Below are 15,235 nucleotides of genomic sequence, written 5' to 3' on the forward strand. Positions count from 1 at the left end.
GAGGTCAGCTCAGTCAGTCGGGCCTGTCGCCGTTGGATTCCTCAGGCGTGGACGGCTTCGTCAAGTGCAGACGACAACCACCGTTGACGAACGGCTCCAGCTCGACATCCTGGTCGCTGATCGCCCGCAGGAAACCCTGATGCATGGTGCACACCGCGTCCGGATTGTGGTGTGCCGCTGCCAGCACGGGACAGGTCTCCAGCAACAGTGAGTGCGGCGACTCCTGGACGGGCTCGAAGCCCATCCGTTGCAGGACCTCTATGAGCGGCTCCCCGGACTTCACGTCGGCGGCCCACCGTTCGCCGACCGCCAATGAGTCCGCTTCGAGGTTCCGCGAGGTCGCTTTGAGCTGCTCGACGAGGGCATCCACCAACGCCGCATATTCACGGGTGCTGCGCAGCGGCGAGCTTTCGGCCCGCACCGTATAGGCGATTGCCGGCCGCCCCCGCCCCTCCGGCGGAAGCGCCTCGCGGGAGACAAACCCCATGTCCACCAGTGCTTCGAGATGCTCCCGCACGGTGTTCGGATGCTGGCCGCTGCTCTGGGACACGGACTGCACTGTGACCGGCTGTCCGAGCTCAACCAGATAGGCCAAGACCGCCGCCCGCGCAGCGGACAGCCTCAGAGCAGGTTCAGCGACCGGTCGAGGGCCCATAGTTGCCACAACTCCGATCTTAACGCCACGTGACAATAAACACAGTGGACCCGTTCATAATTTCGCACGACCCGGCAGGTGCGCGGAGCGCGACTCCCACTGGGACTTCACGCCCTCACACGCCCCATCGTCTCGGTCTCAGACCGGGACGATGCTCACCAGCTTGGGCGCACGGACGATGACCTGTCGGATGGCCCGACCGTCGAGCGAGCGCTGCACGTTCGCATCGGCGAGCGCCAGTTCCTTGAGCTCGTCCTCGCCGATGTCGGGCGACACCGGAAGCTTGGCGCGCACCTTGCCCTTGACCTGGACCACGCAGGTGACGGACTCGTTGACCAGCAGCTTCTCATCCACCGTCGGCCACGTGGCGTTCGCGACCGACGGCCGGTGGCCGAGTTCCTCCCACATGTCCTCCGCGACATAGGGCGCGAACAGGCTCAGGCCCAGCGTCAACGCCTCGGCTGCCTCACGGACGGCCGGATCAGCCGCCCCGGCACCGGTGTCAATCGTCTTGCGGGTGGCGTTCACCAACTCCATCAGGCGGGCGACGGCGACGTTGAACCGCTGCGAATCCAGCAACTGATTCAACTCGTTCACCGTCTGGTGGGTCACCCGGCGCAGCGCCACATCACCGGCGGCAGGATCCACGCCGGGCTCGCTCGCCACGTCCTGTGCCACCCGCAGCGACCGCTGCAGGAACCGCACGGTCGCCGACGGAGACAGGTCGGCCCAGTCGATGTCCTCCTCGGGCGGTCCCGCGAAGACCACCGTGGTGCGGATCGCGTCGACGCCGAACTTGTCGATCTGCTCCCCGAGGTCCACGCCGTTGCCGAGCGACTTCGACATCGCCTTGCCCTGGTTGATGACCTGGCCCTGATTCAGCAGTTTCTCCATGGGCTCGATGAAGTCGACCATCCCCATGTCGTGCAGCACCTTCGTGAAGAAGCGCATATAGAGCAGGTGCAGGATCGCGTGCTCCACGCCCCCGACATACTGCGCCACCGGCATCCACCGACGCACGTCCTCGGGATCGAACGGACCGCCGTCGAAACCCGGGGAGCAATAACGGAAGAAATACCACGACGAATCCACGAACGTGTCCATGGTGTCGGTGTCCCGCTCGGCGTTGCCGCCACACTTCGGGCACGCGACCTCACGCCACGCGCGCGCCTCGGGGCCGGCCAACGGCGAGGTGCCCTTGGGCTGCAGGGCGGCGCCGCGCAGATCGGGCAGCTCCACCGGCAGCTGATCGTCGGGGACCGGGACCTCGCCACAGCTCGGGCAGTGGATGATCGGGATCGGGCACCCCCAGAACCGCTGCCGGCTGAGCAGCCAGTCGCGCAGGCGGAACGTGATCGCGCCGCGCCCTTCACCCTTCGACTCCAGGGATTCGATGATGCGGCTGACGCCCGACACCTTGTCGGCAAGCCCGTTGAGCTCGCCGGAGTTCACATAGGTGCCGTCGCCGGCCGTCGCGATAAAGGTCTGCGCCGGATCCGGCTCACCGGTGTCAACGACCATCCGCACGGGCAGCTCGAACGTTTTCGCGAAGTCCAGGTCGCGCTGGTCGTGCGCGGGCACCGCCATCACCGCACCGGTGCCATAGTCGGCGAGCACATAGTCGGCCGCCCACACCGGGATGCGCTCTCCGTTGACAGGGTTGATCGCGTGGACACCCAGGAACACACCCGTCTTGGGGCGTTCCGTGGACTGCCGCTCGATCTCGGTCGCCTTCTTGGTGTTCTCCAGATAGGCCTCGAACTCGGCCCGCTGCTCATCGCTGACGATCTCGTCGGCGAGCGCCGCCTCGGGGGCGACCACGAAGAAGGTCGCGCCGAAAAGCGTGTCCGGGCGAGTGGTGAAGACTGTCACCGGCTCGTCGCGGCCCTCGATGACGAAGTCGACATACGCACCCTCGGAGCGCCCGATCCAGTTGCGCTGCATGGCGAGCACCCGATCGGGCCAATGGCCCTCCAGGAGTTGCATGTCGTCGAGGAGACGGTCGGCATAGTCGGTGATCCGGAAGTACCACTGATTGAGTTGGCGCTTGGTCACCGTCGCGCTGCACCGCTCGCACAGCCCTTGGACGACCTGTTCGTTGGCGAGCACCGTCTGGCAGCTGGGGCACCAGTTGACGAAGGAGTTCTTCCGATAGGCCAAGCCGCGCTCATAGAACCGGTTGAACAGCCACTGGGTCCACTTGTAGTAGTCGGTGTCCGAGGTGTGCAGACGGGTCGACCAATCGAAGCTCAGGCCGTAGCGACGGAACGAGGTCGCCTGGGTCTCGATATTGGCGTACGTCCACTCAGCCGGATGCGCGTTCCGTTTGATAGCGGCATTCTCGGCAGGCAGACCGAACGAATCCCACCCGATCGGGTGCAGGACGTCATAACCCTTGAGCCGCCAATAGCGCGCGACAACATCGCCCATCACGAACGCCTCGGCATGCCCCATGTGCAGGTCACCCGAGGGATAGGGGAACATGTCGAGCACATAGCGGCGCTCCCTCGAACCGTCGTCGAGCGGCTTGAAGGTCTGGTCTTCCGCCCAGAACTTCTGCCAGCGTTCCTGCGACAGGGCGGGGTCATAGGACTTGCGGTCGCGTACCTGCTCGCTCACTCGTTCTCTCCTGATTCCACCGCTCCGGACATGAAAAAACCCCGGCACCCCATCGGGCGGTCGGGGTCTGCCACGCTCGCTCCCGGCTTGGTGCCGGCAGGCGAGGCGTGGCTAACGAAGCAGTTGGTGCGAATGCATACCCGCATTCTAACCCACCTCGGCCACCCGATATTTGCAGCGATCACCCGTTGATGAACGCCGCCAATTCCGTCCGGTTCGGCGGCTGGGGTCCCTGCCGGCCACACACGTACGCCCCAGCGCTCACCCCGTGGATCAGCGCCGTCTCCAACCTTCCTGTCTGCACGAACTCCGCCAGGAAAGCCGCCATGAACGTGTCGCCGGCCCCCACTGTGTCGACCACCTTGACGGCCCGGCCCGGGACGGTCGTCTCGGCCCCGCGCTCATCGACAGCGAAAGCTCCTTCCGGCCCGAGCGTCACCACTCCGGCGGAGAAGCCGAACCGTTCGCACCAGCGCGACATGACTTGGCGCGCGCTTCCTTCGGCACCGGACGCCGTGGCCAGGAAGTCGATGTCGTCGTCGGACGCCTTGACGATGCCGCGACATCCGCCGACGAGGTCGAGCCAGGGCTCGACCGCAGCCCAATAGGCGGTCGGCTCCGGCAGCACGCTCGGACGCACGTTGATGTCGAGCGACACCGGTCCGGCGTGCTGCCCCGCCCAGTCCAGGAGCACAGCGGCGCCGGGCTGGACGACTGTCGACAGGGAGGCGATGTGCAGCCATTGATCGTGGCTCAGGGCCGCGAGTTCCTCCCGACGCCAGCCGAAATTGGCCGTGCCCTCGAAGTGGAAGGCATAGGTTGCCTTCTGGTCCTCGTCGAGGCTCACCACCGCGAGCGAGGTCGGATCGCTCGTCCAGACTGCACGGTCGAGTCCGACGCCGTTGGCGCGCAGGTGCGCTCGGAGTTGGCGACCGAACTGATCATCCGACAACCGCCCGGCGAATTGGACCGCCTCCCCCAACCGGGCCAGTCCGACAGCGGTGTTCATCGGACCGCCGGCCGAGAGCGCGCCCCACGTGCTGCGGAACGTGTCCACCGATTCCTCCGGCACCAGATCTATCAGGGCCTCACCGCACACCACGAACTCCACGGCGACCACGTTAATCCCCCTGCGCGCTGGCGCTCAGGCAGCCCGCAGTTGTTCCCAGACCGACGGCGCCAATGCCCGTGCGTTGATCTGATCGAGGATCTGCAGCAGCGAATAGTCCGGATTGATCCGCTCGGCGCGTTCCATGCAGACCACCTGCAGGGCACCGTTGCCGGAGATCCAGGCGGCGAGGCCCAGAAGGCACAACGGTGCGGACTCGAACGGGGCGACCGTCTGGGAGACCACCCGATGCCACAGCGTGACATGAGCGGCCGCGTCATCGGGCCGGATCCGCCCGACCGCGATGTCCCGCACCGGCCCCTCATAGGCCAGCACCGCCAACTCGGCGCAATCTCGGTCGCTCAGCGGTTCCCGATCCAACAGGTGTCGCTCGACGAGCAGAGCCATCCGGTCCCGCCGTTCGCCCAGGTCGAGTTCGCTGAGCGCACGGAGTGCCTCCTCCATGAGGGCAGCGGCAGTGTCGCGTGCCTGCCGGGACTGCGGGCCGGCGACCGAACTCGCGAGGGCCTCCCTGCTTGGCAGTGCGGAGATCCCTGCCAGCACCGCCTGGGCAGCAACGGCCGACGTGCTGACGTCATAGGGCGTCCCGGCCTCGCAGTCGCAGTCCTCCCATTCCTCATGCTCACAGATGCAGGGCCACCAGTGCGTCCCGTCGGCCACCAGTGCGCTCTGGACCGCCACTGACTCGAGCTCCATCATCACGTCGACCAGCAGCACGCTTGCGCAGGCCGGGTCGCGGAAATAGCCGACCAGCACCAGCCCGTCGGCATCGTGCTCGGCGCACACCCGCTGCAGATAGGCGGCGATCGCTGAGCCGTCGGCCTCCTCCAGAAAATTGATGCCCAGGCGAGCCGTGACGATCAGCCGGTGCCCGCGCAGCAGCAGGAACACCAAAGAGTCGCTGGGGTGATATTTGAGCAGATAAGGAATCGCGCTGAGGAGGTCCTCGGGCTCACCGAGACGAAGAACGGGTGGCTCGGGTGTGGCGGAATCGATGTCGGTCATGGCCCACATATGCGCGCGGGCCGGATGATCGTGCCATCACCCGGCCCCGCTCTGTGGACAACTCACGTCGCCCGGTCCCTGTGGACAACTCGATCGTGCTCAGGCGGCCCGCTGGATCGGCACGATGCGCCCACCGGCCACATCGTGATAGATCGTCTCGAACCGGTCCAGGGTTGTGTCCAGGGCATGACCAGCAGCGATCGCGCGACTTTCCTGCCCCATCTCGGCGCGCAGCGCGGGGTCGCGCAACAAGGCCACGAGGTGCTGCGCGAGCTCGTCGACGTTGCCGGGCTCGAAGAGGAACCCGTTGCGTCCGGGCCGCACCAGGTGCGGCAGAGCCATTGCGTTGGCCGCGATCACCGGCTTGCCTGCCGCCATCGACTCCAGCGTGACGAGAGATTGCAGTTCCGCGACCCCTGGCATGACGAAGACATCGCACCGGCCATAGGCGGCCAGCAGGTCCTCCTCACTGATGAACCCGTGGAACACCGTCCGGTCAGCGATGCCGACCTGCTCGACGAGCGCCTTCCAGTCCTCCCGGTGAGCGCCGTCGCCCACGATCTCGAGCCGTGCCGGCAGGTCCGCCGGCAGTTGAGCAAACGCCCTGATGAGCTCGTCGACCCGCTTCTCCTGATCGAGCCGACCGACGAACAGGACGTTCGGGACCTCGCGGGCCGCGGCCCGGCTCGAGGCCCGTGCATACTGCGGCGCGTCGATCCCGCACGAGATCGCCAACCCGCCGGGCAGGCCGGCCGACGTCGCCAGCAGTTCGACCGCCCGCGGGGTCGGCGCGGTCACGACCTGCGCCTTGCCGAGCACACCGGCGCAGTCCCGCCACGCAGCCCGGGAGACCGCAAGTTGGACCCGCCGTGGCACCCGCACGTGGTCCACGAGGTTCTCGGGCATGAAGTGGTTGGTGGCCACGAGGGGGATCCCCCGCGCCCTGGCCCTGGTCGCGAGGAGGCGGGTGATCAGGAAGTGGCCCTGGATGTGAATGACGTCGGGGCGCACCTCGTCGAGGATGCGGTCGATGCGTCGGCCGATCTCCCAGGGCAGGCAGATCCGGAACTGCTCGACGAGCGGATAGCGATGGGAGGGAAGCCGGTGGACGATGATCCCGTCCTGCTCCTCGGTGAATGGGCGACCGGTGGTGGAGGGGGCTACTACGTGCATTTCGTGACCGCGACCGAGCATGCCGATCGCCAGCCTCTCGGTGAACCGGGCAGCGCCGTTGACATCGGGGGGGTAGGTGTCATGGCCGATGAGGATTTTCACCTCGGGATTCCTTCCTTGGGGTGCCCGGGGGTCGGGCCGATTTGTTGCTCGAACGCCTTGGCTGCGTCCGGGTGATATTTGGACAGCAGGGTCACACCCCAGGAGGCCAGCGCCCCCATCATGACCATGCCGACCGCCGACAGTGGATCGATGTTGCGGCCCTCGCCGAGCACCACGATGCCGAAGGCGACCGCGATCAGTGGGTCGATCACCGTCATGGAGCCGACGACGATCTCCGCCGGCCCCGAGGCGTACGCCTGCTGGATGAACCACGCACCCACCGCATAGCAGGCGAACAGCCCGGCCACGGTGAGCCAGAACATGAGCGGACTCTCCCGGCCCTGCCGGAACAACTCGATGCTGGTCTTCATCAGGGCGGTGGCAAGGCCATACAGAAACGCGCCCGCCGTCGCCCACGCAAGACAACGGAATCCGTGCGCGCCCTTCGCCCCGAGCACGACGAAGACCGCCGCGCCGACCCAGATCGTGACCGATGCAAAGAAGATCATGCGCAGGTCGATGACGGTCTCGGTCGCTGCCGTCCTCGAGGAGAACAGTGTGAACGCCACGATGCCCACCACAGCCATCGCGATGGCGAGCCACATGCCGCGCGTCGGCCTGGAGTGGTTCTTGCGGGCAGCCAGCAGGACGGCGAATGGCACGGCCAGGATCCCGACCGGCTGCACGACCGTGACCGGTGCCAGCGTGACCCCGATGAGGTGGAGTCCCGCACCGGCGAGAATCAGGACGGTGCCGAGCAACCAGATCGGCGTGCGCACCATCTGCAGCACGCGCTGAAAGGTGAGATGCCGGTCGCTGCCGGGGGTGAAGATCCGGTCGATGCCGCTGTGCTGCAACGTCGCGCCGAGCGCGAACCCCATCGACGCGAGCACGCCGAGCACGATGGCAAGGGGAATGTTCTGCATCAGGCGACCTGCTCCCCGGACCGGGTGTTCATGAGACAACTGTCGCACGCCGAGGGCACCCCAACCCACGTTTGAACTCTCGGGAGTTCCCCCGACATAACCCCTGTGATGAAGGTCACTGCCACCGGGGGGACACAGGTCTGCGACCGCGGTCGGGCGGCCCAAGAACGCGATCCGACCCCGGTCCCGACCCCCACCGACAGGTCGGCCCGCAGGACGAAGATCGCGGTCAGCGCGGGCTCACGGCCCAGCGACCGACCAAGAATGGGGCCATGCGCCCACTGCCACCACACCACCATCGACGGCCCGACCCGCAACGCCGTGTCGGGCCGCCTCCCACGGAGCGGATCGGGGACGCCGAGCGCAGTCGCACCTGCGAATTGCTCCAGAGCCATTTCGGCGCCGGCCGGCTCGAGATGGACGAGCTCGACGACCGCCTGGGAGCGGCGATGCGCGCGAAGACCCACGGTGACCTGCGGGCGACCCTCGCGGATCTTCCCCGCGTGGCGCCCCTGCCCGCGGCCGCCGACCGCATTCCGAGGTCACCGATCGGCGCGCTGCTCGACGTGTTCGGCACGATCAGCGTCGTGGCCGGCTTCAGCATCATCGGGCTGATGCTGCTCGGATCCCTGTTCCTCGGTTCCGGGGTCTTCATCTTCAGCCTGATCGGGGGCAGCCTCGCCGCTTACGTCAGCGGCGTGGCCGTCTGGCTCCTCATGCGCGATCGACGCTGGCTGCCGGGTCCGCCACAGCGATTGCCGTGACCTGGGCCAGCAGACGCGCCCGCAGGGGCTCGGCCGCCAGCGCCAGTTCGCGCTGCTCTGCGGCGTACTCCGCCCTCCCCGCGACCGTGTCCACCGCCACCGGACGCAATCCGAACGACGACACGTCATAGGGGCTCGCCCGCATGTCGAGGACCCGGATGCGCCGGGCGAGCTCGAAGCAGTCGGCGATGAGTTCCGACCCGACCATGGGGCTGAGTTTGTACGCCGACTTGTACAGATCCATCCCCACGTGCAGACACCCGGGCTGGTCGAGCTCGACCTGGTTGGCCCGGGTCGGGATGCAGTCGTTGAGGGGCTTCGCCGATGGCGTGAAGAAGCGGTACGCGTCGACGTGCGTACACCTCACCCCGACGGATCGGATCGTCTCGCTGACCTGTTCCGGGCCGACCCGGAGACCGAGCTGCGGATGCCGGGTCTCCTCGGCCCGGAGCCCGTCGACCATCGCCCACTCGTGCATGCCGAAACAGCCGAACGACGGCTTGCGCTCGCTGGTCGCGCGCAGGAGGGCGAGGACTTGGGTGGCGGTGCGGCCACGGGTCCGGAGGATGGTCGGGGTGTCGAGGAGTACGCCGGAGTCGGTGGCCCGATAGTCCTTCTCTTCCAACCAGTCGTCGGCGTCCAGGAGCGTGGTTCCGTGACCCGGGTGCCAGCGGCGGAGCTGGTAGGGGCGGTAGGTGTAGTACTCGAACAGGAAGTCCTCGACCGGATGCTTGATGCCCCGCGTGCTGCGCCAACGGTGTTCCGCCAGCAGCGCGTCCACCCGCTCGTGGTGCGCATCCCGGCGGGTCGTCCATTCCGCGCGAGCGAGGGTGGTCATGGATCAAAAACCCTAGTGGGAAGTGCGGGAGCGTAAGAGCGGCTTAAATGGAAGCCATGCCCGCCGAAGAGAATGCTGAATAAATTTGGTGGACGCGGATGGACTCAAACCGAACACCTGGCAGAGGTTCGAGCGGCTCGGTACCGCGTGGAAACAGGCGAAACTCGGTATCGACGATGAGTCGCAAGAAGCCGCCGAGGCCGAGACCGAGGCCGTGGCGAACCCTAGGAGACGAGCTAGAACCCCCCTGACGGAGAGCCAAGTAGACGCTATCCGAACTGCCCGTGCGAGTGGCGAGAGCGTGGTCTCTATCTGCCGACGGTTCGAGGTCCACCGGATGACGGTGTGGACGCACACGAAAGACTTGCTGTGATGGTTCCCCAGCATCAACCGCTCGACCCCCAAGGATCGCAGTCACCAACCTACGCCCGACTTGGGGTATGCCTGGACCGGCAGTCACCGTCTCAACGTGCTCACCGAACGCGAACACGGAGGGCTCCCGTCGCCGGAGTCAGAACCGCCAGCCGTTTTCACGCACGTAGTCGAAGAACTTCATCGTCTCAACGCCGTGCTCGTCCGCAATGTTCGGGATCTTCTGGTTCTTGTCCAGCGTGTTCGGCCCCTTGCGGTTCTCCTCCGTCACGATCCTGGACTTCTCCGCCTTGGCGTGGGCGATCACGAACGGATCTGCCTCGTTGAGCTGTCCCTGAACCCAGCCTGGGTGGGCAACGGCGATCTCAGCGACCGCCTCGAGTTCTCCGTCCGTGGCCGGGCACACGAACCCAGGGAGGTCCTTCGCCCACTTGTGCAGGTCGTCCCCGCCTCGGTAAACCTCCCGCAGGATCGCCTCGCAGATACAGCTGTCGCCAGCCTGAACCGACGACTCAATGTTTGACCACATGGCGGGGAAGATGTCACGTGGATACCGCTGCACCAGTCCTGGGAGAATGTTGGTGTCAAGGGTGCAGGTCACTCGGCACCACCCGTGCGGTAGTACTCTTCGAGCATCTACTCGACCATCGGGAGGCGAGCGTTCAACGAGTAGGTGGCATCCACGAGATCGACGCGGCGATCCTCTAGCGCGTGCGCGACAGCACCGATGTAAGTCGGCCCAAGGTCGCGATACCGCAGTCTCCACGGCGGCACGAAGCCCTCCTTCTGCTTCTGCGCATCGCGAACCCGCTGCCAGTTCTCGTCGCTCGCAGAGCGGACCATTTCCAGGTCGGCGTCGTCGATAACCTCCAATCGGGGGAGCCTCACCGCGGCGGCCAGCATGCTCACCTTGAAGTGCCGGGCGAGTTGCTCGGCGGCGAGCTCAGGATCGGCCCGGTCGTCCAGCCGGGCACGGACGGCGGGCTCGGGCATAAGGAAGCTCGCGGCGAAATTATTGGCGATCGCTTCCGCGTCGACGGACTCCCGCAGCGCACACAGACCACTCGTCCGGTTAATCAGGTGAGCGACCTCGTGGAATAGCGTGAACGTCCGGCCCATCGGACTGTCTGCGCCGTTGACCAGAATCATCGGGAGATCGTCGTGATGGACGGATAGCCCGCGGAAAGTGTTCAGAGAAATCTTCGTGGCTTGGAAGACCAGCACACCATTCTCCTCCAGCAGCCCTCGCCAAAAGTTGAAGACCTGGTTGTTCTGGGACTCGGGCGGAACGAACGTGTCGGTGAGACCGAAGAATCTCCGCAGCGCTGCGGCCCGCGCCGCCACGGTCTTCCAAGTGACTGCTCCCTCCGGGATCCGCCGCGCAGGGGATCCAGCCAAGTCGAGCATCGCGTCGCGGTGCTGCTCCGCCCGCCGCATCTCCCTCGCCAGATCAGCAGGGAGCTCCTCGTGGCCCCGGCCACGGAAATCAGCCGTCTCGGGAACATCGGGCTCAACCAGCGGCGGGGCAAAGAAGAATCCCAGTGGCCTGCCGAGCTTGGCCGCCATCAGCGTGAGCTGACGGAACGTCGGTAGGGCATCGCCGCCCTCGAACTCGGTAACCCGGCCCGGCTTGACGTTAAGCGCCTTGGCGAGTTCCTCGACAGTGACGTGGCTGACTTCGCGTGCCTACGTGAGGGCAACGGGACTAATGGGTGCTCTCGCCACTGATCAACCTCCCTTCCTGCTCGATCTGCGCCGCTGCATCAGTTTGTGCGGCCTCTGCTCGCCAGCGACGAGATCGTGTCAACTCTACGGAGGACGTCCGACAGTCCGCTGCACCGGCCATCGGTTGTCGTCCCTGAGTTCGAGCTTGAGGCCCAGTGCCTGTGCAACCTTCGCGATGGTCGCAGTCGTCACGTCGTTGTTCGCCTCGACGCGTGCGATGGTCGGGCGCGACAGACCCGACTTCTCCCCGAGCTGGGCCTGCGACCAACGCTGCTTCTTCCTGGCCTCGCGGATGACGTCGCCGAAGCCGCGCTGTTCCGCCCCACCCATGCTCATTCCCCTTCCGGGTCGGGGTCTGCGTCCGCGTCGGGTCGGTGCTGGGCATGGAGCGCATCGGCCGCGATGTCGGCGATCTGCCCGATGAACGCGGGATCCGTCATGTACGATTGGATCTCTTTCGACTCGTTCACCGTCTTGAGGACCGCGAGCCCGACAGCACCACTGAAGCCCTCGGACGCCTTGAGCTGGGCGACGGTGTTGTTCTTCGCCATCGCCACGGCCTCCTCGTTGGCGTCGAGAAAGCCCCAGAAGGTAGTGATGAAGCCCGAGACGCTCTCGGGACTGACATCGACCCCCTTGGCCTTGAACATCTCGTTGACCTTCTCGATGGCCTCGTCGAGCGGGCCGCGCTTCGGCACTGCGCTGCCGCCGTACTCGCCGTCGAAGATGGGGAGCCGGACACCGTCGCCGCTGCCTTCGTTGATCGAGTGGTCCTCCTCAATCACCGTCGGGACAAGCTTGACGCCGGAGAGCTGCACGCGCTCGAGGAAGCTGTCGTCGCGGTCATCACCATCGGAGTGGAGGTGCCGGCCGAGCAGCGCTGCGAGGATCGCACGGCGGTGCAGCTCAGGGTCCTGGTAGTCGACGATCTGGCTGAGGAACTGCCAAGCGTTGCGGTAGCCGAGCACGTCGGCACGGAAGGCCTCGAGTTCCTCCTTCCGCTTCTTGTCCTTCGATAGCACAGCCTGACGCCACTGGCCGTTCCAGCGGTTCTTGATAGGAGACAACGCCTTGGCGATCATCTCACCACCAAGAACTGATAGGAACGCATCGGCGACAGCGTCCATCTCCTCGTGCGTGTAAAGCCCGAACGTGTCGAGGCGCTCTCCCACCGTGATCAGCGCGTTCGGGTCGACGTCGCCGTCGACGTGCGCATCGAAGTAGTACAGCTTGAAGTCGGCCTGGACGCTCGCCGGGGTGTTGCGGAAGTCGACAACCATCGGCGCGGTCTTGCCCGGGTAGATGCGATTGAGCCGCGAGAGTGTCTGCGCCGTGGCGACGCCGGAGAGCTTCTTGTCGACGTACATAGCCATCAGCAGGGGCTCGTCGAAACCGGTCTGGAACGTGTTCGCGACTATGAGGACCCGGTAGACGCCCTCCTCGCGGAAGGCCCTGCCGACATCGCTCACGCCGTTCACGGACACCTCGGTGACGCTCTCGCCGCCCTCGTCGGTGAGCGAGCCGGAGAATGCTGCGAGGGTGTGCAGGTCGTAGCCCTTCTCGGCGATGTAGGCGTCCATCTTCCGCGACCAGCTCAGCGCCTCCATGCGCGAGCTGGTCACGACCAATGCGCACGCCTGGCCGCCGAGGAGCGGCTGAACGTTGCGCCGGAAGTGCTCGACCACGACCCGGACCTTCTGAGCGATCGCGGTCGGGTGGAGCCTCGCGTAGCGGACGATGCTCGAGACCGCCTCGCCGGTGTTGACCTGGATCTCGCTCTCGGACTCCTCGCCCTCCAAGGTGTTCTTCACCCGCAGGAACATGTCGTAGGTCGAGTAGTTGGTGAGGACGTCGAGGATGAAGCCCTCTTCGATCGCCTGGGCCATCGTGTAGGTGTCGAATGCCTCCCAGCGGTCCCCGACCTGGGTGCCGAACAGACGCAGGGTCTTCCCCTTCGGCGTAGCGGTCAGGGCCACGAAGGTGATGTTGGCCGACGCTGCGATGGCCGAGTCCTTGGCGGCGAGGAGGTCGTCGGCGCGTCTCTCCTCGTCGGGGTCGATCTCGACGTCTACGAGGAGTTCCTTGAGCTGCTTGGCTGCGGAGCCTGACTGCGAGGAGTGCGCCTCGTCGGCGATGACGGCCCAGCGCCGGCCCCGCAGCTCCTCGGTGTCCTCGATGAGCTTCATGACCTCGGGGAAGGCCTGAAGGGTGCAGGTGATGATGTGGTCACCGTCGACGAGTGCTTTCTTCAACTGTGGGGACTTCGCGCCGGATTTCTCGCCCACGGCCACGACGAGGCCCCTGCTCGACTGCACCAAGTTCATGTCGTCGCGGATGTTCTCGTCGAGCACCGTGCGGTCGGTGACGACGATGACCGAGTCGAACGTCGACTTCGAGTCGGCGCTCATGTGCCGGATCAGTCGGTGACTGAGCCACGCGATCGTCTTGGTCTTGCCGGAGCCGGCAGAGTGCCAGACCAGATAACGCTTGCCGGGCGGTTGGGAGTTGCCGACCGTCACCAGGACCTCGCGCTAGCAACGCGGGACATAGCCGAGCAACTCGGCCAATCATGGGTGCCCTTCTTCCTCGACCAGTATGGGATCGAGGACCTCGACCCGGCACGGACACGGTTCTACCGGCTCATGGACGAGTTCTTCTGAGGATCCGCTGCAGAAACAAGCCGATCCAGACGCGACTACTTTTACTTGCGCACGGGGCACCTTCCTCCGCGTGGGATCAGCGGCGTCGAGCGCCAGCGGACGGCGTCTGCGGCTGGGAACGAGTACAGAAGGTACTTGTAGCCGTCGCCGGCGCTCATCATCCGCGTCAAGACCGTCATGCGTAGCAGGTGAGCGAACATCGCGCGCTGCTTTGCCGTCACTGCGGACATGCTGTGTTTGGTCAGTATTGGTCGTGAGGTCGCGTAGGGCACGTGAAGGACGGTCGACGCGAGATGATAGAGGCATGTCCTCTCCCTCGATGCCACTGACCGGATTGCTTTCCGATAGCCCGGCGTGGGCGCGCGTCACCGACGGCGAGTCAGGCGCGATTGTGCTGCGTCACGTGTCCGGGGAACGGTTCGCCAAGGTCGTCTCCGTTGCTGATGCGCACACGTTAGAAGGCGAGCGCGATCGGATCGAGTGGCTGTCGACCACCGGAATCCCCGGCCCCAGCGTGCTCGACTGGCGCACCACCGAGCACGGCGCCTGCCTCATCACCACCGCGGTTGAGGGCGTCCCGGCTGACCGGCTCGACCCGGCCCATCTCGCGCAGGCATGGCCGTCGATCACCGACACCCTGGTCCGGCTGCACAGCATCCCCGCCAGCACGTGCCCGTACGGCAGAACGCTGGACGAGATGATCACGCTCGCCCGCGCGACCGTCGCCGAGAACCGGGTCCACCCCGAGTTCCTGCCCCAGCACCTCATCGAGACCCCGCCCGCGGTGATCCTCGAAAGCTTGGAACGCGACCTCCCTTCCCGCCAGGAACAAGAGGACGCCGACAGGGTCGTCTGCCACGGAGACTTCTGCCTCCCCAACATCCTTATTGACCCTGATACCTCGCTCGCGGCCGGGCTCATCGACCTCGGCCGACTCGGACAGGCAGATCCCTACGCCGACATCGCGCTCCTGTTGGCGAACGCTCGCGAGACCTGGCCCAACGAAGACACCGCCCAACGGGCGGAACACGACTTCGCCTCCCGGTACGGCATCGCCCTTGACCCCGACCGCCTGGACTTCTACCTTCGACTCGACCCGCTGACCTGGTAGACCATGCCCGGCGTACGCAGAATCCGCTGAAGGAAGCCGTCCGGCTCCAAAGGCAATAAGGAGATTGTCCGAAGCGCCAGGGTCACGGCCAACGAGTCGACCGCGGTTGCATCTTGATTCGCGCTGAGTTTCGTTCCGTCCTTTCCTTTTGGAGGA

At 65.9% G+C, this 15,235-nt stretch carries 13 protein-coding genes; 2 read left to right on the plus strand and 11 right to left on the minus strand.

All coding sequences use genetic code 11. The annotated features are described in order from the left end of the window. Positions 1-13 precede the first annotated feature (13 nt). From ACQ260_RS04670 to ACQ260_RS04695, 6 genes are all read right to left on the minus strand, one after another. Positions 14-655, minus strand: a complete 642-nt coding sequence (locus ACQ260_RS04670; RefSeq protein WP_432558373.1) for a helix-turn-helix transcriptional regulator — start codon at positions 653-655, stop codon at positions 14-16. A gap of 138 nt (positions 656-793) precedes the next feature. Continuing rightward, positions 794-3,274: a leucine--tRNA ligase gene (gene leuS, locus ACQ260_RS04675; RefSeq protein WP_432558223.1), complete on the minus strand. Its 2,481-nt coding sequence runs from the start codon at positions 3,272-3,274 to the stop codon at positions 794-796. A gap of 181 nt (positions 3,275-3,455) precedes the next feature. Next, on the minus strand, positions 3,456-4,385 hold the full coding sequence (locus ACQ260_RS04680) for a PfkB family carbohydrate kinase (RefSeq protein ID WP_432558224.1): 930 nt from the start codon (positions 4,383-4,385) through the stop codon (positions 3,456-3,458). Between the two features lie 33 nt (positions 4,386-4,418). After that, the gene (locus tag ACQ260_RS04685; RefSeq protein WP_432558225.1) at positions 4,419-5,408 is read right to left on the minus strand and encodes a DUF4192 domain-containing protein; all 990 of its coding nucleotides are present in this window, start codon (positions 5,406-5,408) and stop codon (positions 4,419-4,421) included. A 99-nt stretch (positions 5,409-5,507) separates the two neighbouring features. Beyond that, positions 5,508-6,683, minus strand: a complete 1,176-nt coding sequence (locus ACQ260_RS04690) for a glycosyltransferase (RefSeq protein ID WP_432558226.1) — start codon at positions 6,681-6,683, stop codon at positions 5,508-5,510. Next, positions 6,680-7,609: a DMT family protein gene (locus tag ACQ260_RS04695; protein WP_432558227.1), complete on the minus strand. Its 930-nt coding sequence runs from the start codon at positions 7,607-7,609 to the stop codon at positions 6,680-6,682. The genes ACQ260_RS04690 and ACQ260_RS04695 overlap by 4 nt, the downstream gene beginning before the upstream one ends. 272 nt (positions 7,610-7,881) lie before the next feature. On the opposite strand from ACQ260_RS04695, the gene ACQ260_RS04700 reads away from it, so the two are divergent. Beyond that, on the plus strand, positions 7,882-8,373 hold the full coding sequence (locus ACQ260_RS04700; protein WP_432558228.1) for a DUF1707 SHOCT-like domain-containing protein: 492 nt from the start codon (positions 7,882-7,884) through the stop codon (positions 8,371-8,373). Here ACQ260_RS04700 and ACQ260_RS04705 read toward each other — a convergent pair. From ACQ260_RS04705 to ACQ260_RS04725, 5 genes are all read right to left on the minus strand, one after another. Continuing rightward, entirely contained in the window at positions 8,324-9,211 is an 888-nt protein-coding gene (locus ACQ260_RS04705; RefSeq protein ID WP_432558229.1) for a 3-methyladenine DNA glycosylase, read from the minus strand. The genes ACQ260_RS04700 and ACQ260_RS04705 overlap by 50 nt on opposite strands. Before the next feature lie 511 nt (positions 9,212-9,722). After that, a complete protein-coding gene (locus ACQ260_RS04710) occupies positions 9,723-10,184 on the minus strand; it encodes a DUF4411 family protein (protein ID WP_432558230.1) in 462 nt (153 codons plus the stop codon). Positions 10,185-10,219: 35 nt separating this feature from the next. Further along, complete coding sequence (locus ACQ260_RS04715) at positions 10,220-11,149, minus strand: ImmA/IrrE family metallo-endopeptidase (protein ID WP_432558231.1); 930 nt, start codon at positions 11,147-11,149, stop codon at positions 10,220-10,222. A 243-nt stretch (positions 11,150-11,392) separates the two neighbouring features. Beyond that, entirely contained in the window at positions 11,393-11,638 is a 246-nt protein-coding gene (locus tag ACQ260_RS04720) for a helix-turn-helix domain-containing protein (RefSeq protein WP_432558232.1), read from the minus strand. A 2-nt stretch (positions 11,639-11,640) separates the two neighbouring features. Next, positions 11,641-13,827, minus strand: coding sequence for a type I restriction enzyme subunit R domain-containing protein (locus tag ACQ260_RS04725; RefSeq protein ID WP_432558233.1), 2,187 nt, complete (start codon positions 13,825-13,827; stop codon positions 11,641-11,643). A gap of 445 nt (positions 13,828-14,272) precedes the next feature. Between ACQ260_RS04725 and ACQ260_RS04730 the strand changes: the two genes are divergently transcribed. Continuing rightward, positions 14,273-15,079, plus strand: coding sequence for an APH(3'') family aminoglycoside O-phosphotransferase (locus ACQ260_RS04730; RefSeq protein ID WP_432558234.1), 807 nt, complete (start codon positions 14,273-14,275; stop codon positions 15,077-15,079). Positions 15,080-15,235 lie beyond the last annotated feature (156 nt).

It is taken from the genome of Ammonicoccus luteus, assembly GCF_050880385.1.
Taxonomy (GTDB): Bacteria; Actinomycetota; Actinomycetes; order Propionibacteriales; family Propionibacteriaceae; genus Enemella.